The 19,206-nt window shown below is 55.0% G+C and carries 16 protein-coding genes and 1 riboswitch; of the genes, 11 read left to right on the plus strand and 5 right to left on the minus strand.

Annotation, left to right across the window (positions count from 1 at the left end; genetic code table 11):
• Window positions 1–128: 128 nt before the first annotated feature.
• Window positions 129–827, minus strand: a complete 699-nt coding sequence (locus tag SNR34_RS02865) for an NUDIX hydrolase (RefSeq protein WP_486181080.1) — start codon at window positions 825–827, stop codon at window positions 129–131.
• Between the two features lie 80 nt (window positions 828–907).
• Here SNR34_RS02865 and SNR34_RS02870 point away from each other — a divergent pair, with 80 nt between their 5' ends.
• Window positions 908–1,210, plus strand: a complete 303-nt coding sequence (locus SNR34_RS02870; protein ID WP_236417498.1) for a hypothetical protein — start codon at window positions 908–910, stop codon at window positions 1,208–1,210.
• A 181-nt stretch (window positions 1,211–1,391) separates the two neighbouring features.
• Here the strand turns inward: SNR34_RS02870 and mscL are convergent, their stop codons facing one another.
• A complete protein-coding gene (mscL, locus tag SNR34_RS02875) occupies window positions 1,392–1,943 on the minus strand; it encodes a large conductance mechanosensitive channel protein MscL (RefSeq protein ID WP_486181081.1) in 552 nt (183 codons plus the stop codon).
• 185 nt (window positions 1,944–2,128) lie between these two features.
• Window positions 2,129–2,228, plus strand: a riboswitch (purine riboswitch).
• Window positions 2,229–2,476: 248 nt separating this feature from the next.
• Between mscL and SNR34_RS02880 the strand changes: the two genes are divergently transcribed.
• Window positions 2,477–3,064 (plus strand): xanthine phosphoribosyltransferase, encoded by a 588-nt coding sequence (locus SNR34_RS02880; RefSeq protein ID WP_236417497.1) that lies wholly within the window; start codon window positions 2,477–2,479, stop codon window positions 3,062–3,064.
• A 1-nt stretch (window position 3,065) separates the two neighbouring features.
• Entirely contained in the window at window positions 3,066–4,427 is a 1,362-nt protein-coding gene (locus SNR34_RS02885; protein ID WP_236417496.1) for a nucleobase:cation symporter-2 family protein, read from the plus strand.
• Between the two features lie 313 nt (window positions 4,428–4,740).
• Here SNR34_RS02885 and SNR34_RS02890 read toward each other — a convergent pair whose 3' ends face one another.
• The 3 genes from SNR34_RS02890 to SNR34_RS02900 all read right to left on the minus strand — a co-directional run bounded on the left by SNR34_RS02890 (window position 4,741) and on the right by SNR34_RS02900 (window position 8,441).
• A complete protein-coding gene (locus tag SNR34_RS02890; protein WP_486181082.1) occupies window positions 4,741–5,079 on the minus strand; it encodes a DUF4870 domain-containing protein in 339 nt (112 codons plus the stop codon).
• 172 nt (window positions 5,080–5,251) lie between these two features.
• Window positions 5,252–7,108 carry an IucA/IucC family protein gene (locus SNR34_RS02895; protein ID WP_486181083.1) on the minus strand — a complete coding sequence of 619 codons (1,857 nt, stop codon included), beginning with the start codon at window positions 7,106–7,108 and terminating at the stop codon, window positions 5,252–5,254.
• Window positions 7,109–7,130: 22 nt separating this feature from the next.
• Entirely contained in the window at window positions 7,131–8,441 is a 1,311-nt protein-coding gene (locus SNR34_RS02900) for an MFS transporter (protein WP_486181084.1), read from the minus strand.
• Between the two features lie 256 nt (window positions 8,442–8,697).
• Here SNR34_RS02900 and sbnA point away from each other — a divergent pair, with 256 nt between their 5' ends.
• From sbnA to SNR34_RS02940, 8 genes are all read left to right on the plus strand, one after another.
• Window positions 8,698–9,690 (plus strand): 2,3-diaminopropionate biosynthesis protein SbnA, encoded by a 993-nt coding sequence (sbnA, locus tag SNR34_RS02905; protein ID WP_486181085.1) that lies wholly within the window; start codon window positions 8,698–8,700, stop codon window positions 9,688–9,690.
• A 25-nt stretch (window positions 9,691–9,715) separates the two neighbouring features.
• A complete protein-coding gene (gene sbnB, locus SNR34_RS02910; protein ID WP_236417490.1) occupies window positions 9,716–10,738 on the plus strand; it encodes a 2,3-diaminopropionate biosynthesis protein SbnB in 1,023 nt (340 codons plus the stop codon).
• A gap of 65 nt (window positions 10,739–10,803) precedes the next feature.
• Window positions 10,804–12,003, plus strand: a complete 1,200-nt coding sequence (locus SNR34_RS02915; protein WP_486182387.1) for a type III PLP-dependent enzyme — start codon at window positions 10,804–10,806, stop codon at window positions 12,001–12,003.
• Window positions 12,004–12,057: 54 nt separating this feature from the next.
• Window positions 12,058–13,902, plus strand: a complete 1,845-nt coding sequence (locus tag SNR34_RS02920; RefSeq protein ID WP_486181086.1) for an IucA/IucC family protein — start codon at window positions 12,058–12,060, stop codon at window positions 13,900–13,902.
• A complete protein-coding gene (locus SNR34_RS02925; RefSeq protein ID WP_486181087.1) occupies window positions 13,899–15,839 on the plus strand; it encodes an IucA/IucC family protein in 1,941 nt (646 codons plus the stop codon). The genes SNR34_RS02920 and SNR34_RS02925 overlap by 4 nt, the downstream gene beginning before the upstream one ends.
• 129 nt (window positions 15,840–15,968) lie before the next feature.
• Complete coding sequence (locus SNR34_RS02930) at window positions 15,969–16,979, plus strand: ABC transporter substrate-binding protein (protein WP_486181088.1); 1,011 nt, start codon at window positions 15,969–15,971, stop codon at window positions 16,977–16,979.
• A 221-nt stretch (window positions 16,980–17,200) separates the two neighbouring features.
• On the plus strand, window positions 17,201–18,202 hold the full coding sequence (locus tag SNR34_RS02935; RefSeq protein ID WP_486181089.1) for a FecCD family ABC transporter permease: 1,002 nt from the start codon (window positions 17,201–17,203) through the stop codon (window positions 18,200–18,202).
• Window positions 18,199–19,206 (plus strand): FecCD family ABC transporter permease, encoded by a 1,008-nt coding sequence (locus SNR34_RS02940; protein WP_486181090.1) that lies wholly within the window; start codon window positions 18,199–18,201, stop codon window positions 19,204–19,206. The genes SNR34_RS02935 and SNR34_RS02940 overlap by 4 nt, the downstream gene beginning before the upstream one ends.

Raw genomic sequence — 19,206 nt, forward strand, 5'->3', positions numbered from 1 at the left:
GGGAGGCTGTCGCACGAAGAAAGTATAACGCCATCCGGTTTCAGGGAACATAAACATCGGAAGTGAAACATATGCTGATCAGGCAAAATGAATTCGTCGAGCCATCAAAGCTCCCTATTTCTTAAGTCTTAAGGACAACCGGGCACATGATGGAGTGCTTCAAGGATCTCGGTATAATACGTGGTTCCATGAGGCACGAAATCGGCTGCGCGCACCTGGCGAATCACCCGCTTGAAGGGGAAAGCATTGCCGGACGCACCTTCATCTGCAACGGAGAGGGGCCCGTGGTCGCCGGAATCCTCGTATTCCGCCTGTATTCCGGTAGCTTTTACGCGGTCTGTCTGACCGCGGAACAAGGCAAGCAGCTCGTTTAAAGGAACTTCATACAGACTGTCCACTTCGCTGGCCTGGAGCGTATAGGCCTCGAGCGGTTGATCGACGCACAGGCCATAAACGGCGCTGATTTCGTTATCGATAAAAGGAATTCCGCGCACTTCGCCTTGCAATTGCTGTTTGACGGTAAGCAGGTGGGTCAGCGCTTCAAACGGAACCGCCACCCCCAGCTCCTCTTCCAGCTCCCGGCTGGCCTCGTGTAATTGCTCGCCGGCGGTGAGATGGCCTGCAGCCGTAATATCGTAACAGCCAGGGAACGTGTCTTTGGTATCCCGGCGGCGCTGGAACAACACCATGCGCTGCTCCCCTTCGTCGCGCACGAGCCAGCAGTGGAAGGAGCGATGCCAATATCCTTGGGCATGGACTTCGTGGCGAGGTGCCGTGCCGATCCAATTTTGACGTTCATCGTAAATATCGAAACGTTCTGGGGTCATGAAACGTATCTCCTTATATAACAAGTTTAAAAGTTCAAAATTTCACAAAGTTTGCTTAACGATGAAAGGGGAAGGATTCCATGGAATGCATTGTACACTTTCAAGTGATTTATCCGCAACCTCAGGAGCGCAAAAGCCTGCGCGGCCTCATTTTTGTAGGGCAAGGCCAGGAACCGGCAAACAGCCAGTTGGCGAGCATGTTTAAGGATATGGGATTCAACGTACGTTTGGAGGATGAAGAGCAGCTGTTGTTTAAACCGACGGACCCTGGAGCGGATTTCGAATTTATTCGCGTGACAGAACTCGATACAGGGGAAGAAGTATACAAGGAAGACCGTGATCTGAAGGCAATTCTGGAGCATCTCCTGCCACGTCGTTTCTAGAAGCGGGCGGCGTGGTTTTCCGGGGCACCCGTTCTCGGGTATACATATTCAGCAATGTTGAGCAGTATTGACGCAGACAGTAAGCCATAGTAAAAGGCCAAGCCCATACCGACGCTGCATACGCAACGTAGAGGACTTGGCCGATTTTTTTTCCTGCAGGAAACGCGCAGAACCTGTTTTTTTAGGCCGGCGATCCGCTTCCTTCCACATCCAGATGGGACGTGCAGTGCGAGCAGCGCGTGGCCGCAATCGGGATTTCGGACAGGCAGTACTTGCATTCCTTGGTCGTTTTCGCGGGTTCGGGTTTCTTCTCTTCTTTGCGTTTGAGCAAGTTAATGCCCTTCACCAGCATGAAAATGCAGAATGCCACGATGAGGAAATCGATAAGTACGTTGATGAATTGCCCGTAAGCGATGACCGTAGCTCCTAATTCATTCGCCTGGGCGAGCGTTGTAATGTCCTGACCGTTTGCCGTTTTGATATCAGGGTCCAGGTTAATGATTTTCTGGCTGAAATCGATGCCTCCAAGCAGTTTGCCGACAGGCGGCATAATGATGTCGTTGACGATGGACGTCACGATTTTGCCGAATGCCGCACCGATGATCACACCGACTGCCAGATCGACGACGTTGCCGCGTACGGCAAATTCTTTGAATTCTTTAAGCAAGCCTTTCAATCTCAATCCCTCTCCTTTGACCAGCAAAATGCTGCCAGTGTTATTTTCCCCATCCATTTCGCCCCACAGCGAACTTCCGTTTACATATTGTACAAAAAAATGTCGCTGCCATCATCCTATTTCTACAATTTTAACGGGATTTCCGCAAATTACATGAAAATACTTCTTTATTTCACGGCGCCAATTCGGTATACTTCTAACATTGTCAGTTATGTATACACGTTTATGTTCCTTATGAACATTCAAAAGAATATGCCTTTACTCGTATATGTGCAGGAATAGGCCTGCATGTCTCTACCCGATCACCGGAATGATCGGACTACGGGAAGGAAACGCCGCATCATCGGGGTTGCTGAAACCCTTGGACTGCGAGGACGGAGCTGGGTTATCGGCTGCCGGCCTTCGAGTTCTGGATGATCCGTGCGTTTTGCCGACACGTTTTGACTTTGCGTGTTTGCAACAAGTCCGTCTTCCCGTCTCTGGTCCAATCCGCAGTGAGGAAGGCGGGCTTTTTGTTTTTCCCGTTCTCCCTGTGAAGGGTATGAGGCCGGCCGCACATCGCGAGGGCAATTACAGGGGGAAGCTTGCAAATGAAGTTGTTGAAGGACAAGGTGCGCCAGGAAGGCATTGTGCTGTCCAATCAGGTGCTGAAGGTCGACTCGTTTCTGAACCACCAGATGGACCCGGTGTTGATGAAAGAAGTCGGCAAGGAATTCACCCGCCGTTTTGAAGGGGAAAAGATTACACGGGTCCTGACGATCGAATCGTCCGGAATCGCGCCAGGCATCATGACTGCGCTGGAGTTGAACGTGCCGCTCATTTTTGCACGCAAACAGAAGTCGCTTACGCTGCGCGAGGATATTCTTGTAGAGAAGGTGTACTCCTTCACCAAGCAGGAAACCAATGAAATCACGGTAGCCAAAAAGTTCATGGAACCGGGCGACCGCGTGCTGATCATCGACGATTTTCTTGCCAACGGCGAAGCGGCATTTGGTCTGGCACGGATCGTGGAGCAGGTTGGGGCCGAAGTTGTGGGCATCGGCATCGTGATCGAGAAGGCGTTCCAGCCAGGCGGCCGTTTGCTGAAGGAAGCCGGATACCGCGTGGAGTCGCTGGTTCGCATCGGCGCCCTGTCGGACGGACAGGTCACGTTTGCGGATGAGGAGGGCACGAACTGATATGGCACGCGAACGTATCTTTCAAGGCCACCGTCATCCCATCCAAACGTTCTCGCTGGGGCTCCAGCATGTGCTGGCTATGTATGCAGGGGCCGTGGTGGTGCCGCTCATCGTCAGCAGTGCGCTCGGTTTTACGACAGAGCAGCTCACATACCTGATCGCGATCGACTTGCTTGCTTGCGGCGTGGCTACGCTGCTGCAGGTATGGGGAAACCGCTTCTTCGGCGTCGGGCTGCCCGTCATGCTCGGTTGTGCGTTTCAAGCCGTTTCGCCAATGATCCTGATCGGCATGAAGAGCGGGGTGTCAGCCATCTATGGCGCCATCATTGCCTCCGGATTGTTCGTGGTATTGTTCTCGGGATTGTTCGGCAAACTGATCCGGCTCTTCCCGCCTGTCGTGACGGGGTCGGTGGTAACCATTATCGGACTTACCCTGATTCCGGTCGCATTTAATGATCTGGGCGGCGGTCAGGGAGCCGAGGACTTCGGCAGCGGTACTCATCTGATCCTTGGTTTTGGCGTGCTGGTGTTCATCATCCTGATGACGCGTTTCACGACAGGATTCCTGCGTTCCATTTCCGTATTGGTCGGACTGCTTGCAGGCACGATCGCAGCCGGATTCATGGGCGCGGTCGATTTCGCTCCGGTTCGCGAAGCAAGCTGGTTCCATGTCGTGCAGCCGTTTTATTTCGGGAAGCCGACCTTTGAAATCGTTCCGATTCTGACTATGATTCTGGTTTCCATCGTCAGCGTGGCAGAATCCACGGGCGTGTTTATGGCGCTGGGCAAAATTTTGGACAGAGACCTTGACTCGAAGGATTTGGCGCGCGGTTATCGTGCCGAAGGATTGGCCATCGTGCTCGGCGGTATTTTCAATTCGTTCCCGTACACGACGTATTCGCAAAACGTAGGGCTTGTCCAGATGACCCGCGTCAAAACGCGTGATGTCATCGTTGTTGCCGGCGGATTGCTGGTCGTCATCGGATTCGTGCCGAAAATCGCGGCGCTGGCGCAGTTGATTCCAGGTTCGGTTCTGGGCGGGGCGATGGTAGCCTTGTTCGGCATGGTTGTGTCTTCCGGCATCCGTATTTTGGGCACGCAAGTCGATCTGGGCCGTCATGAAAATCTGTTCATCATTGCCTGCTCCGTCGGGATGGGGCTTGGCGTAACGGTCGTTCCGCAATTGTTTGCGGGTGCGCCGGATTGGGCGCAAATCATGCTCGGCAACGGCATCATTGCCGGCAGCTTTACAGCCATTTTCATGAACCTGTTGTTTAATGGACTGGGTACAAAGGAATCTGCAGCCCGGATGGCCGAGAAACAGGCTGAAGGCATTCTTGGAGAAACGGGCAAATCGGCATAATCGTCGGGGAGCCTGATCGGGGAAGCCAAGCTGCATCTTGTTATATATGTGAATGGTTAACCATGTAAATTCATGTGGTTAATCTCGCAAATGATATACAGCGTAAATAATGAATCTCATGAATGATTTACGCTGTGAATGATTCAGGTCATGAACCGCTTACGTCATGAACCACTACACCGAGAACATCGGCATCGGCTGCCATGTTTTCGGTGTTTTTGTTTTGGCTGGAAAACGTCGGGTCAGGTAATGAGGATGAACGGTTGGGGGCGTGAAATGTTGATATCCGATTTATTATGTTTACTCAGCTAAATTAGAAATGACGCATCTGCTTTTCCGCAAAATCGCCGACCCAAGGCAGCTTGAGCCATTTTCCCTGCAAGCTGGTGACCACCATGATGAGCCAAACGACCAATCCCATCATGGACAACAGCGCAGCCAGGAGCGCACCGAACAGGGGGAGAAAGGCAGACAGGACGTGGCCCACCATAATGATGCCGAACACGGCAACCGATTGCAGCGCATGAAAGAGAACGAACCGGCTTCGTTTCTCCACCGCCAGAAAGATGATGCCGCCTACAAAGGTAAACAGGTAACAGAGCATGGCTGCGATATTTTCATCCAGACCGCTTGACGATTTTCTGGAAGGCATTCCGGCCCAGCCTCCTTTGTCCTTTTTCTATAGGTTATGAGCGAGAGGGACAGAACTGAACCGTGATCTGATTGTTCCGAATAATTCAAGTTGCTGCCTTAGGTCTTTCCCTAGGTCCTTCCTTAAAACGTGAAGAAGCCCGTCTCCCTTTGGATGCAGGCTTCTTAGCAGGCTACTCCTTCACCCGCATCGGGTTCGGAATATCCACGTATAACGGCGTTTCGCCCCGCTGATGGAATCGGCTGAGCAGATTGGCTTTCGCCGGAAGCGTGGGTACAGTGAGCAGGTCGCAGACGATGTGTTCCAGCAACGATCCGGGCAGTGCCTGTTCGCGAAGACGCTCCAGCGTTCGGCTTGCAATATGCCAGAAGGGCATCTCCGACTGTCCGGAGTAATAGGCCAAACGTTGTACGACATGGCTGAGATGATTGACGAAAAAATAATACTTCAAACGATGGCGCGCCTGCTCCTCCGAATACAGGACCGGGCTGTCTCTTTGGACGATCGTCCCGATCCAGCCCTGCTGCTCCGCAAGCTCCCGATTGACGCTGATGCCTTCCAGATCGCGCACGATGAAAGAGGACGGTTTGCCATCATGGAGGCGCAGCATCGAATTTTGCACATGCGCTTCCAGGCTGATTCCCGTTTCGGCGTAGAGCCGCAGCATCGGCGCGACGGTCAGCTCCGCGTATTCGCGGAACCAGGCCTGCCAATCCGGCTGAAAATTTGTATCGACTTCTCCGCCTGAACCTGCCTGTTTGCTTTCCCGCACGGCGCGGAACAGAAGCGGTTCGCGTTCGCCGGGCAGCACCTCCATCAGCGAAGCGATGACGTAAGGTGTGCCTGGGGCACTGCCGACCTCGTCGGGTGCTTCACGCACGATCATGGAAAAGCCGGACATCAGCTGCTCCCGCATCGTCGGGGCAGAAGCTTGCGGCGGTTCCAGTGTACGATAGCCTTTTTCCAGCAAAATTTGAAAACGCCGGGACTGCCAACGTTCCTTTATACTCGCAACAATGCTCGACGCATCCAGCGTCCGCAGCAGCTGTTCCTCATTGTTCTCGCGAATGAAATTGGTGATCCGAATATGCAGGGAGAGCTTGTAGAAACACCGATCCTTCGGGTTCCACACCGTCCTGACCGATGAAGTGGGAACCACGGCAGGGCCCGTGCTGCCCAAATCGACCAGGTGCCCCTCTGCCAGTAACTTCTGCACCGATTCAAGCGAGCGCAAGTATCCTGCCTGCCAAGGGTGGCAAGGGAGCAATACGTAATGGCTGCGTTCCGGCGGAAGAAGACGATGCGCGGCTTCCCTCATTTCGGCAGGGATCCAGGAAGCGTCCGATGCGCCGTCCGCGGGATCAATCCAGTCTTCGCCGATCCATTCAGGCGCTGCGGCAAAGCAGCTGAGCGGAAATGTTACGCCATATTCCGGCGAATAAGCGAGCGAATCGGCAGAACTGAAGCCTTCAAGGCTTTTTGGCGTCGGATGGAACGGATGTCCGCACAACAAGGCCTGCTCGGCAGCGTTGAAGTCCAGACTGGCCGGAGGCCCGGACACGTAAGCATGCTCAAGATAGGATTCCATATGCTGCAGGCTGTTGGTAACCATCTGCTGCAACTCGATCTTTTGGGCCATGGCATCATGAGATGATCCTTGTTGAGACAGCGCAATGTCGTCCAGCAGAAGGGCAACGGCTTCCTCAAAAGATAGCGCTTTCCAATCGTCCGGATGTTGTCGTTCAATTTCGGAGGCATACAGGTTTTCCCCATAAACGTGATGCCCGGCCAGCGAGCGGTGAAGCAGCGAACCGTAAACGATCTGTCCGATGGATGGGAGCCTAATGGCCAGCGATATGTTCGGTAGGCGAGAATCTGTGAAGTAAGGATCATGCTGTCCCGTTTCGCGCAAATAGGCGTTCAGTATCCTGCTCAGCATTTCGCGGCGAGCCAGCAGGGAAGGAGAAGGCGAGCCCTCCTCCAACCAAGCATGGCTTTTTAACGGGTCGATGAGTTGCTCTTTGCTCATGGTCAAGTCGTCCTTTCGTGATTTATTGGAGCGGCACCTGCAAGGGAGCCTTTCTTTCGGGCGCAAGGCTGCGCGGAACGAGCAACAGGGCTGCTACCATGACGAATCCCATGACGAGGTATACCGCCGATACTCCCCAAGCAGCGCCGATCCAAACGCCAAGCGTAGGTCCCGTGAGCTGCCCGACCATCAGCATGCTGTTGGTTGCGCCGATCCGGACGCCGCGGTCCGAGTCGGTTGACGATCGGAGCACGTTCAGCATGACGGTCTGAAGCAGGGCGCTATAGAAAAAGCCCTGCAGGAAGCGAATGGCGATCAGCCATGCCACGCCAAGCGGAAGTGTATGCGCCAGTACGCAAATTCCGCACAACAGAGCTGCCCAACGGAGATTGCGCTCGGGTGCATGCCGGTCGTTCCGCTTGCCCCACCAGGATGCGCCCACGAGTTCGCCGACGGAAGACATGGCCAGCAGCAGTCCGACGACAAGCGCTGCGGTGGACGACGGAATGAGCTCGCGGATGAATGGCGTAAACATCGTGAATGTTGCAAAATCGACCAGCTTGAACACGATTCCGGCAAGTACCAATCTTCTGGCTAACGGATGGAAAACAAGCGAACGGAACGCGTGAAGAATGCCGCCTTTGTCGGGCGGAGCTTTCGCAGCCGATTCTGTGACTGGAACGGATCGTTGAACTGGCGAAGCTGATCCGTCCGTACGATCCGCAGAAAAAGGGATGGAAAGGCTCTTGCCCGGCTTAGCCGCACCTGCAAGCGAAGAGGCGGCCAGCAGGGCGAAGGCCATCGTCAATCCGGCCGTAATGAACAAGAGCGGGCGGCTTCCCCACGTATTGACGCAGATGCTGCCGAGCAGTGGACCGACGAGCAGTCCGGCTGCCGATGCCCGCTCCAGTCTGCCAAGCGCAAACCCTTGCTGCTTGGCGGGCGCGTGCGATCCGACGAAGGCGCTGCTGGCATCGGATATGCCCCCGAAGGCCCCTTGGCAGAGCCGGAACAAAAAGAATTGGAACGGCGTCTGTGCGATGCCCATCAAGAACATGCTCAGTGCCAGGCCGACAAGGGCGCGAACGACCATCCATTTGCGGCTCCACCGATCCCCGATTTTCCCCCAGAAGGGAGTGAGCAGGGCGTACGAAAGGGCGGGCGCAGATACGGACAGACCGGTCCACATCAGCACTTCCTCGGGGGTTCCCGCGTTCATGTGCTCCATGTAGTACGGAATAAACGGGCTGATTCCCGTCAGTCCTGCACTGGAAAGAAACCGTCCCCCGGAGAGGATGCGAATGCTCTGGTTCCAGGCTTTATGTGGCATCATTTTGCCGTTTCACCCACCCCGATTTTGGAAATTACAAGCAATTGCTGAACAGATTATCAAGAATGATTCTCAATGTCAATGCCGATTTTTGTGAAAAATTCTCTGTCGATTTTTCGGTTGACAGGAAAAAAAAGGGTATGCATAATAGGTCCTGCGTCCAAATGAGACTAATTATCATTATCAACAACCCTGCATGTGGACGACAAAAAACTGCCCGGAAAGCTGGTGTAAACCTTTGGAACACAGTGTCCTGCAAGTGAAAAATCAGTCGCTCAACGTTGCCGATTCCATCCTGGATTGCATAGGTCAGACTCCACTGGTTCGCTTGAGTTCGCTATTTGGAGCAAAGGGGCCATCCGTCTATGCCAAGCTGGAGATGATGAATCCCGGCGGCAGCATGAAGGACCGTCCCGCAAGGTACATTATCGAGCAAGGGTTAAGGGATGGAACGATCACGCCCCAAACGCATCTCATCGAGAGCACTTCGGGAAATTTGGGAATCGGGTTGGCCCTTGCGGCGAAAAGGTATGGCCTGAAGTTCACCTGCGTCGTAGATCCGAAGATCACGTCAACGAATTTGCGGATGATCACGTATCTTGGCGCCAACGTGGACATGGTGAGCGAAGCCGACGAACACGGCAGCTATCTGCAATCCCGCATCCGCAGAGTCAAAGAACTGGCCAGCCAAGATCCCGCGGGATACTGGATCAACCAATACGCCAATCCGTTGAACTGGAAAGCCCACTACCACGGTGCCGGACAGGAAATCGTGGAACAGTTGAACGGCCGCATCGACGTTTTGGTTTGCGCGGTCAGCACGACGGGCAGCATTCTCGGGATTTCCCGGAGGGTGAAGGAAGCGAACCCGCAGGCCAGAATCGTGGCCGTGGATGCTGTCGGTTCGGTGATTTTCGGTACGCCATCCAAGCCACGGGAACTGCCGGGCATCGGAGCCAACCGGGTGCCGGAGCTGTTCAGTCCTGCCGAAATCGATCAGGTCATTCATGTGGATGACCGCGAATCGGTGCTTGGCTGCCGCAAACTGCTGGAGCGGGAAGGGATTTTTGCCGGCGGGTCCTCGGGTTCTTTGGTTGCCGCACTGGAGAAATTGTTGCCGACCTTGTCGGCGAATGCAAATGTGGTCACCGTTCTGCCGGACCGCGGCGAACGTTATCTGGATACCGTGTATGACGAACAGTGGGTAGGCCAATTGCCGCCAGGTCCGACCGTTTACCATGCAACCAACTAAATCGAACAAGGGAGAGAATGACGATATGAGTACCGTTCAACAGGAACACAGCCTTTTGTATTTAAATAAACAAGATATTATAGATCTCCAAGGGCTGCAATCAGAACCATATGTCAAAGCAGTTACCCGAGCGTTGGAGCTGCATGCCCGCAAAGATACTGTCCAACCGCTCAAGCCATACCTTCGGGTGAACGAAGAGACCGGGCATATCGCCGACCGGATTATCGCAATGCCCGCCTATGTTGGCGGAGATATTGCGATCAGCGGTTTGAAGTGGATCGGCAGCAAACATGACAATCCGCAAAAACGCCAAAAGGAACGTGCAAGCGCTCTTATCATTCTGAACGACCCCGAAAGCAACTATCCGGTTGCCGTGATGGAGGGCAGCATTATTAGCGGCATGCGGACTGCGGCGGTAACGGTGATCGGTGCCAGGTATTTGGCAAAAGAGGGATTTCGCGTCGTCAGCGTGATCGGCTGCGGCGTCATTGCAAAAATGCAGGCGATGTCGCTGCTGGAGCAATTCAGCTCCATTCGTGAGCTGCACTTGTTTGATCTGAATGCCGATACGGCCCGGAGCCTTGCGGACGAGATAAGCTCCCGCTTCGGCGATGTGGATGTACAAGTAGCCGTATCCTCCGAGCAGGCCGTTCGCAAGGCGGAAGTGCTGGTGACGGCAACGGTGGCTTCTGCGCCTCACATTCCTTACGAGTGGCTGTCCAAAGGCACGTTTGTAAGCAACATTTCGATCATGGACCTGCACAAGGACGCGTTTGTTCAGGCAGACAAGGTGGTGGTGGATGATTGGGACCAGTCCAACCGCGAGAAAAAAATCATCAACCAGCTGGTGCTGGAAGGCAGGTTCTCCCGCGAGCAGCTGCACGCCGAGCTCGGCGAGATTCTGATCGGAGCCAAGCCTGGCCGGGAGCATGACGACGAGATTATCGTACTGAACCCGATGGGCATGGCCATCGAGGATATTTCAAGCGCTGCGGAGATGTATGCCCGTGCGGTTGAGCAGGGGAAAGGAACGCGGCTATGGCTGTAAGTCGGCAGGAACCGAACGTGAGCTTTGAACAGCAGCGCGGGCGTATCCATGCCCACGTTCGCGAAATGAAGCAGCGGGGTCATGAACCGGTGTGCGCTTATATCCGGGATGTGAGTGCATTGGTTAGCCATGTACGTCAGCGCGTGCAATCGATGCCGCCGTCCAGCAGGCTGTTCTATGCCATCAAAGCAAACTCGGAAGAACATGTTCTAAGGGCGTTGGCTCCGGTGGTGCATGGCTTCGAGGTTGCATCACTCGGCGAGGTTGCGAAGGTTCGCGAGGTGTCGGCCGACATTCCGATCGTTTTTGGCGGCCCGGGCAAAACCGAAGCCGAACTGACCGGTGCCATCGATTACGGGGTACAGCTCATCCACGCGGAAAGCCTGCATGAGCTGAACAAGCTGAACGATCTCGCAGGAAAACGCGGCGTGACGGTATCCGTGCTGCTGCGCATCAACCTGAAAGGGCCGCTGCCCCAGGCCACGCTGGCGATGGGCGGCCGTCCCACCCAGTTCGGCATCGATGAGGACATACTGCCGATCGTGGCGGAGCTGGCCATGGGGATGGAGAATGTCAGGGTGGAAGGATTTCACTTCCACTCGCTCTCCAACAACCTTGCCGCAGACCAGCATGTGAAGCTGGTCGAATATTATTGCCGACTTGCCCGCGAATGGGCCGCGCAATATGGTTTTCCTTTGCGGTATTTGAACGCGGGGGGAGGAATCGGCGTGAACTATGCGGATCTGGAACGACAATTCGAGTGGGAGGCATTCGTAGGGGAACTTGCTCCAATGCTGGACAGGGAATTGCCTCATGGTACCACGCTGCTGTTTGAGTGCGGCCGCTATCTTACGGCATCCAGCGGTTATTATGCGACAGAAGTGCTGGACGTGAAAAAGAACCATGGGCGGACATATGCCATCGTGCGCGGCGGCACGCATCATTTTCGGCTGCCGGTGTCCTGGCAGCACAGTCACCCGTTCGAGGTGATCCGCGTGGAGGAATGGCCGCATGATTATGCGCGGCCTGCGGTGTCCGGGGAACCATTCACGGTTGTCGGGCAGCTGTGCACGCCGAAGGACGTGCTGGCAAGCGATGTCGTTGCCGGCGAGGTGCGCGTCGGGGACATTCTGCTGTTTCAATATGCCGGTGCTTACGGCTGGGCCATTTCGCATCATGATTTTCTCAGCCATCCCCATCCTGAGCATGTGTATTTGACTTCATCGCCGCAACAAGAGCATCCGCAGGAATCAGGGGGAATCTGAGCAGAGCGGGTAGGCAGTGCATGACAAAAATTTGATCAGGGAGGTACCGCACGCATGAATGGTTTAGCAGCATCGCTCGCCAGGTCCGACGAATGGATTCGGGTACGACGGAGGGTCTTCAGGCAGCTTATCGAATCGCTGCTGTACGAGCAAGTGATTCGGGAACCTGTCGTTAAGGGGCAGAAAGAGGAAGAGTACGTGCTGGTAGGGAGGACAGAAAGAGGAGAACCGGTACAATACGCATTCAGGGCTGTTCGCAAAAAAAGCTTTGGCCGGATCCGCTTGTCCGAGCAGCCAATCCTGCGCATCACGCCTGAGGGGAGCGCGGAGGCGGAATCCTTGCCGCGCTTTCTGCTGGAGATGTCCGCCGGAATCGTGGGTACGACAGCAGAATTGCTCTCAAGGTTTGCGTCCGAGCTGGAGCAAACGCTGCTGAAGGACACTCAAGCGGTTCGCTGGAGGTCAGGGCTGCCTTACCCGGAGACCCCGGACTACGACGAATGGGAGTCAGCCCTGATTGAAGGGCATCCATACCATCCTTGTTATAAATCGAGAATCGGGTTCACGCTGGAGGACAATATGGCGTATGGCCCGGAATTCCGGCCCGAATTCCGAATCGTCTGGTTGGCGATCCACCGGGAAGCGGTCGTGGTCACGCTCTCGGAAACGCTTGGCACCTACGACGAGTTCGTGCATGAGGAGCTGGGTGAGGGTGAGCTGAAGAGGTTCGGGGAAATCGTACGAGAGACGTTGCCCCACGTCGATGCGAATGACTATGCATACGTACCTGTTCACCCGTGGCAGTGGGAACGGATCATATCGGTGGCCTGTCTGGATCAGCTTCACGCTGGAGAGATCGTGTATCTTGGACAAGCCGGGGATATGTACCGTCCTCAGCAATCCATTCGCACGCTGACGAATGTTGCCGATTCGGGCAAGCCTTACGTGAAGCTGCCGATGAACATCGTGAACACGTCTTCGGGCCGCATTTTGGCGCAGCATACGATCATGAATGCGGCGCGCATCTCCGACTGGCTGGGCAGCACCGTGACGCGAGATGTCTTTCTGGGGCAAGAGCTGGGCCTGATCGTGCTGAAGGAAATCGCGGGCATTTCCTATCGCCACCAGAAGCTGCCGGATCTGCTCGAACGAAACGTGTATGGCTCACTTGGCGCCATTTGGCGGGAAAGCCTGCATCCACGGCTTGCGGCGGATGAGACGGCCCTGCCGTTCAATGCATTGACTCAGCTTGATCGCGAGGGGAAACCGATGATTGCCCCATGGGTGGAGCGGTACGGACTGGAGAGCTGGTCCGCTCAGTTGCTGCGCGTATCGGCAGTGCCGCTGCTTCACCTCCTGTATGCACACGGCGCAGGGCTCGAATCTCATGCTCAGAACATGATCCTCATCTTGAAGCAAGGCTGGCCGACTCGCATTGCAATCAAGGATTTTCACGACGGCGTCCGGTATTGTCCTTCTTTGCCCCACCCATTGGGCTATCCAGACATCGAATATCCGCCGGCCAATCATCACGGGGTGAACCGCAATTCATTCGTGGAGAAGGATAAACCCGCCGAGGTAAAGGATTTCATGCTGGATGCGCTGCTGTTCATCAACCTGACGGAAATTTCGTTTTTTCTGGAGAAGCATTACGGGTTAGGCGAGGAGGCATGGTGGGAAACGCTGGCCGGGATCATTCGGCGTTATCAGGAAAGGTTCCCGGAACTGCGGGAACGGTTCGAACAATTCGACGTATTTTCGCCCGAGATCGAAATCGAGCAGTTAACCCGGCGGCGCATTCACGCAGGAACGGAAGATTGCGTGCAGCGGGCAGCAAACCCGCTGCATGCATACAGGCCCCTGTGGCAAAACGAACCGGTTGGAGGAGGGAACGCATGAGTAAAGAAGCAGCATGGGAGGATTCGCAGGCGGGTATGGGGGATATTGGGCCAAACACGGAGACGGCAGAGATAGAAAGGCAGCTGTGGCAGCAAAGACTGTACTTTGAGGCGCTATCCTCCCACCATTACCCGGCTGCTCGCAGGCGCATATTCAGGCAGCTGGTCGAATCTTTGCTGTACGAGAAGGTTATTCAGGCAACGTCGACCGAGCAGGCGGATGGGAACACACTATGGACGCTGGAAGGCCGAGGCCTGAATGGGGAGCAAGTGCATTATTTCTGCATAGGCAAAAGGCATCTGACGTTTGGCCGCCTGCGGCTGACGGACGAACCGATCATGAGAGTGATGAAGCAAGGATCATGCCAAGAGCAGAAAGAGGCGGATTCCATCCCGCTTTTCCTGCTTGAAGTCGTCCGGGGAACCGGGGCTGATGAAGCAAAGCTGCTGCATTTTATCCGGGAGCTGGAGCAGACCTTGATCAACGATACGCTGGCTCGCCATGTCCGTTCACTGCGGCAGGCTGATCCCGTGCCGGTACACGATGAAGAGTGGGAGCAGCGGGTCATCGAGGGCCATCCCTATCATCCCAGCTACAAATCACGCATCGGCTTTCGTGTGGCAGATCAGCTGAAGTATGGGCCGGAATTCGGGAATGCCATCAGGCCGTTATGGCTGGCTGTCCGCAAAGAGCGGGTGCGTGTCAGTCGTTCAGCACCAGCACGAGTGATCGGATCTGCTAACAACGGGGAATGGGTACGCGAACAGATTGGGGAAGAGACGTTATCCCGATTTGATCGGTTCCTCCGCGAAAATGGAGCCCATGCCGCCGATGCGTACACGCTGATCCCCGTACATCCCTGGCAATGGGAGTTGGTAATCACCTCCGTATTGGCAGAGGATTTGCGGAATGGATACATCGTCCCGCTGGGGATCAGCGATCACGCATACACGGCACAGCAATCCATTCGTACGCTGGCGAATCGCTCCCGTCCGGATCTGGCTTCGCTGAAGCTGTCGCTCAGCATCATCAACACGTCCACGGGCAGGGTGATCGCGCCGCACACGGTACAGAACGCTCCCCTCATCACGGACTGGCTTCAGGGAATTGCCAGCGAAGACCCTTATCTAAGGGATGAACTGCGCGTCATCATGCTTGGCGAGATAGTCGGGGCCGCATACGATAACAGTCATGTTCCCGACATGCTCCAACCGGATGGTTACGGCGTATTGTCTTGCATCTGGAGGGAGAGCGTGTATGCGCAACTCGGAACGGGTGAATCGGTCTTGCCGTTCAACGCGCTCGCCACGCTGGATGCCGAAGGCTGCCCGGTCATCGAGCCATGGATCAGACGCTATGGCGCAGAAGCATGGTTGAACGATCTGTTGAATGTGTCAGTCCTCCCCCTTATTCACTGGTTGTTCGCCCATGGCATCGCGTTGGAATCGCACGCCCAGAATATGCTGCTAATCCACGATGATGGCAAGCCCCTTCGGATTGCCCTGAAGGATTTTCACGACGGCATCCGTTTCAAGACAGATTTGCTGGCAGAGCCCGGTCGCTGCCCGGAACTGGTGGATGTGCCGGAATACCACCGCAGAGTGAACCGCAATTCGTTCCTGGTTGCGGAAGAAGCGGAAGCAGTGCGCGATTTCGTGCATGATGCCTTTTTCTTTATCAACCTGGGCGAATTGGCTTTGTTCATGCAAGAGCATTACGGCATTCCAGAGCGGCATTTCTGGAACCGAATTCGCCGAATCATCGAGCAGTACCAGCACCGATTCCCGGAACATCAAGCGAGATACGAGGCGTTTTCTTTGTTCGAACCGGAGATCGGAGTTGAACAGCTGACGAAACGGAGGATGTATCCGGATGACGTATTGAGAATGCATCAAGTTCCCAACCCGCTCTCTGAACCAAGCAATGTACTCTCTTAAATGCAGCCATTCAAAAAAGTATATGAGATCAACAGATTTTTGCATGGACATAATCCGGAAAAATGGGCTATTGTCTTAATAATGATAATCATTATTAATTAGCACGCAGAGAGGAGAATTGGGGGTCATATGGCAATGCAGGTAAAGAGACAAAACAAAGGCAAGTTATCTTGGGGACAATGGGCCTTGTTAGCGATATTGATGTTGGTACTGGCAGGTTGCGGGAATGCCGGGTCGGGTGCTGCAACGAACTCGGCAGTCGAAACGGGAACAACCGACACCAAGCAGGAGGAACAAACTGCAAACGCAGTCGACACACGCACGATCACGGATGCGTACGGTGAAGTAGAAGTTCCGGCCGATGCCAGCCGCGTCGTCGTGCTGGACATCGGTGCACTGGATAATCTGCTGCAACTGGGCGTGAAACCTGTAGGAGCGCCATCGATCCTGGCACCGGGCGAGCCGTACCCGGCTTATTTGCAAGGAACGGACGGCATCGAAAACATCGGTTCCGTCAACGAGCCGAATCTGGAAGCCATCGATGCTTTGAAACCAGACCTGATCATCGGCAACAAAGATACGCATGACGCCATTCACGATCAGTTGAAACAAATTGCGCCAACCGTTTTCGTTGAAACGCTTGGAGTGACCTGGAAAGAAAACCTGAAGCTTCATGCGGAGGCGGTAAACAAACAGGACGAAGGCCAAAAACTGCTGGAAGGTTACGAGCAGCGCGCTGCTGAATTGAAAGCCGCATTGGCCGGACAAGATGCCAAGGAAGTATCGCTGATCCGTCCGCGTGAGGACAAAATCCAGATTTACCTGAAAGAAACGTTTGCAGGAACGATCATGGAGGATGCCGGAATCGTGCGCCCGGCGGCCCAGCAGGAGGCAGGCTTTTCGAAGGATGTCACCAAAGAACAGATTGCGGATCTCGACGGGGATATCATTTTCTGGTTCAATCGGGAGCAGGATGCCTTCGCCAAGTTGGAAAAAAGCCCGCTGTGGGCCACGTTGAAAGGGGTCCAAAGCAAGGCTGTGCATCCGGTCGATTGGGAATACTGGCTCAGCGGGCTGGGGATCCAAGCCGTGAACAAAGTGCTGGACGATCTGAACCAATATGTGGCGAATCCATCATAAGGTTTGTCCGGTGCCGGTGTAATGAAGCCGCAGAATGACGTCTATAATGAAGGATTTTTATAGCATGCGCTCGAATTGGGTCGTCAACGTGACGATCCAATTTTTCTGCATCAACAGGCTGCTGTCATTGATTCCGTTTTATATAGAAGAAACTCGGATCTTTAATCATATCGTTACCTTAGAAATAGATCAGCTATGTGGGGCAAGAGGTGGATTTAACAATGAGGATGAATACAGGATTACGAGCGACGGGATTGGCCCTGCTGCTGGTTATGGTGTCTCTCGCATTTCTGGGCAGCATTATGTTTGGCATCGTGAAGGTCCCGCTGCGTTCCGTTATGGATGCGTTCTTTTCATTCGACGGTTCGCGCGAGCATTTGATCATCCGCAGCGTGCGTCTGCCGCGAGCGGTCATCGCGGTGCTGGTTGGGTCTTCGCTGGCCGTGGCCGGATGCATGATGCAGGCGGTGAGCCGCAATGCGCTTGCCGGTCCGGAGTTGTTCGGCATTAATTACGGTGCGGCACTGACCGCAGTGATCGCATCGTTCTGGCTGGGTACGACTTCGCTGCAAATGTTTGCGTGGTCATCGCTGCTAGGTGCAGCGGTGGCAGGTTTGCTGGTATTTCTGCTCAGTTCTGCAGGCAAAGGGGCCATGTCGCCGATCAGGCTGGTATTGGCCGGTTCAACGTTGAATCTGCTGTTTGCGTCGCTGACGCAAGGCATTCTGATCATGAACGAGCAATCCCTGGATACGATGCGCTTCTGGCTCGCCGGAGCATTGACCGGAAGAGATATGGGTTTGCTGGTTCAATTGATGCCGTATATCGGCATCGGATGGGTTGGCGCGGCCATGCTTAGCAGGCAGCTGAATATTTTCGGACTTGGCGAAGAAGTAGCGCAAAGCCTTGGGCAACGAATGCTGCTGATTCGCGTGGGCTGCATTGCAGTGGTGGTACTGCTCGCAGGCAGTGCGGTCGCCATCGCCGGGCCCATCGGGTTCATCGGCCTCGCCGTGCCGCATATTGCACGGATGCTGGCCGGTGAGGACTATCGCTGGATTGTGCCGTTTTCGGCCCTGCTGGGGGCGCTTCTTTTGCTCGCGGCGGATATTGGCGCAAGATTCGTACTGCCGGGTCAGGAAATTCCGGTCGGCGTGGTAACGGCCTTTTTCGGGGCTCCATTTCTGATTTACCTTGCCCAAAGAAAGGAGAGACGTTCATGATCCCCGCTCATATTCGCAAACGTGCATCGTTGATCCTGATGGGCTTATTGTTTCTGAATGCAGGCGTGCTGGTGCTGAATGTCATGTTGGGCGAGCGCTCGATCCCGCCGATGGAAGTGCTGCGCAGCCTGATTGGAGCGGGTGACCCGGAGTATCATTTCACGATCTTCCAGCTCAGGCTGCCGCGTGTGCTAACCGGCTTTCTGGTCGGCTGCGGGCTCGCCCTCGCGGGCGCAGTGCTGCAGGTCATTACCCGCAATCCGCTGGCTTCTCCGGGTATAATCGGATTAAATTCAGGAGCGGCTGCGGCCGTGGTTGCCGTTATGGTACTGGTGCCTGCTTTCCCGATGCGGGCGATGCCATGGATTGCGTTCAGTGGAGCACTGCTCGCGGCTTCGGTCATTTATGGTCTGTCGTGGCGAAAAGGGGAGGCGGCTTCGATCTCGCGCATGCTGCTGATTGGCATCGGGATCTCCGCGATGGCCGGGGCACTGATTACCTATCTGTTAACGTTGGGCAAAATCTTTCGGGTATCCCAAGCTTCCGTATGGATGGCAGGCAGCCTGTACGGGCGAACATGGGATCATTTCTGGCCGCTGCTTCCTTGGGTACTGATCCTGTTTCTACTATTATTATGGAAGGCAGGCGTGCTGGATTCGTTCTTGCTGGACGTGCAATCTACGGCCGGTCTTGGCGTTCGGGTGGAACCGATGAAAATGCTGTTCATTCTGATCAGCGTTGGTTTGGCGGGAGCTGCGGTTTCGATGGCGGGCACCATCGGGTTCGTGGGATTGATGGCGCCCCATATGGCGAGAAGCATCATCGGCAGCCGAAGCCTGGTGCGATTGCCCGTTGCCGCACTGATTGGTGGGCTTATCGTCATGCTGGCCGACCTGGCCGGGCGGCAATGGTTCGCTCCTTACGAAATTCCGGCGGGGCTAATTACCGCACTTGTCGGCGCGCCGTATATGATTTATTTGCTGCTGGGCCGCAGGGCTATATAA

This window comes from Paenibacillus sp. XP01 (genome assembly GCF_057364885.1).

What these genes read in the sequence shown, in the direction of transcription:
- SNR34_RS02865 (WP_486181080.1), bottom strand. Translation starts at nt 827, where the DNA reads ATGACCCCAGAACGTTTCGATATTTACGATGAACGTCAAAATTGGATC.
- SNR34_RS02870 (WP_236417498.1), top strand. Translation starts at nt 908, where the DNA reads ATGGAATGCATTGTACACTTTCAAGTGATTTATCCGCAACCTCAGGAG.
- mscL (WP_486181081.1), bottom strand. Translation starts at nt 1,943, where the DNA reads ATGGATGGGGAAAATAACACTGGCAGCATTTTGCTGGTCAAAGGAGAG.
- SNR34_RS02880 (WP_236417497.1), top strand. Translation starts at nt 2,477, where the DNA reads ATGAAGTTGTTGAAGGACAAGGTGCGCCAGGAAGGCATTGTGCTGTCC.
- SNR34_RS02885 (WP_236417496.1), top strand. Translation starts at nt 3,066, where the DNA reads ATGGCACGCGAACGTATCTTTCAAGGCCACCGTCATCCCATCCAAACG.
- SNR34_RS02890 (WP_486181082.1), bottom strand. Translation starts at nt 5,079, where the DNA reads ATGCCTTCCAGAAAATCGTCAAGCGGTCTGGATGAAAATATCGCAGCC.
- SNR34_RS02895 (WP_486181083.1), bottom strand. Translation starts at nt 7,108, where the DNA reads ATGAGCAAAGAGCAACTCATCGACCCGTTAAAAAGCCATGCTTGGTTG.
- SNR34_RS02900 (WP_486181084.1), bottom strand. Translation starts at nt 8,441, where the DNA reads ATGATGCCACATAAAGCCTGGAACCAGAGCATTCGCATCCTCTCCGGG.
- sbnB (WP_236417490.1), top strand. Translation starts at nt 9,716, where the DNA reads ATGAGTACCGTTCAACAGGAACACAGCCTTTTGTATTTAAATAAACAA.
- SNR34_RS02915 (WP_486182387.1), top strand. Translation starts at nt 10,804, where the DNA reads ATGAAGCAGCGGGGTCATGAACCGGTGTGCGCTTATATCCGGGATGTG.
- SNR34_RS02920 (WP_486181086.1), top strand. Translation starts at nt 12,058, where the DNA reads ATGAATGGTTTAGCAGCATCGCTCGCCAGGTCCGACGAATGGATTCGG.
- SNR34_RS02925 (WP_486181087.1), top strand. Translation starts at nt 13,899, where the DNA reads ATGAGTAAAGAAGCAGCATGGGAGGATTCGCAGGCGGGTATGGGGGAT.
- SNR34_RS02930 (WP_486181088.1), top strand. Translation starts at nt 15,969, where the DNA reads ATGGCAATGCAGGTAAAGAGACAAAACAAAGGCAAGTTATCTTGGGGA.
- SNR34_RS02935 (WP_486181089.1), top strand. Translation starts at nt 17,201, where the DNA reads ATGAGGATGAATACAGGATTACGAGCGACGGGATTGGCCCTGCTGCTG.
- SNR34_RS02940 (WP_486181090.1), top strand. Translation starts at nt 18,199, where the DNA reads ATGATCCCCGCTCATATTCGCAAACGTGCATCGTTGATCCTGATGGGC.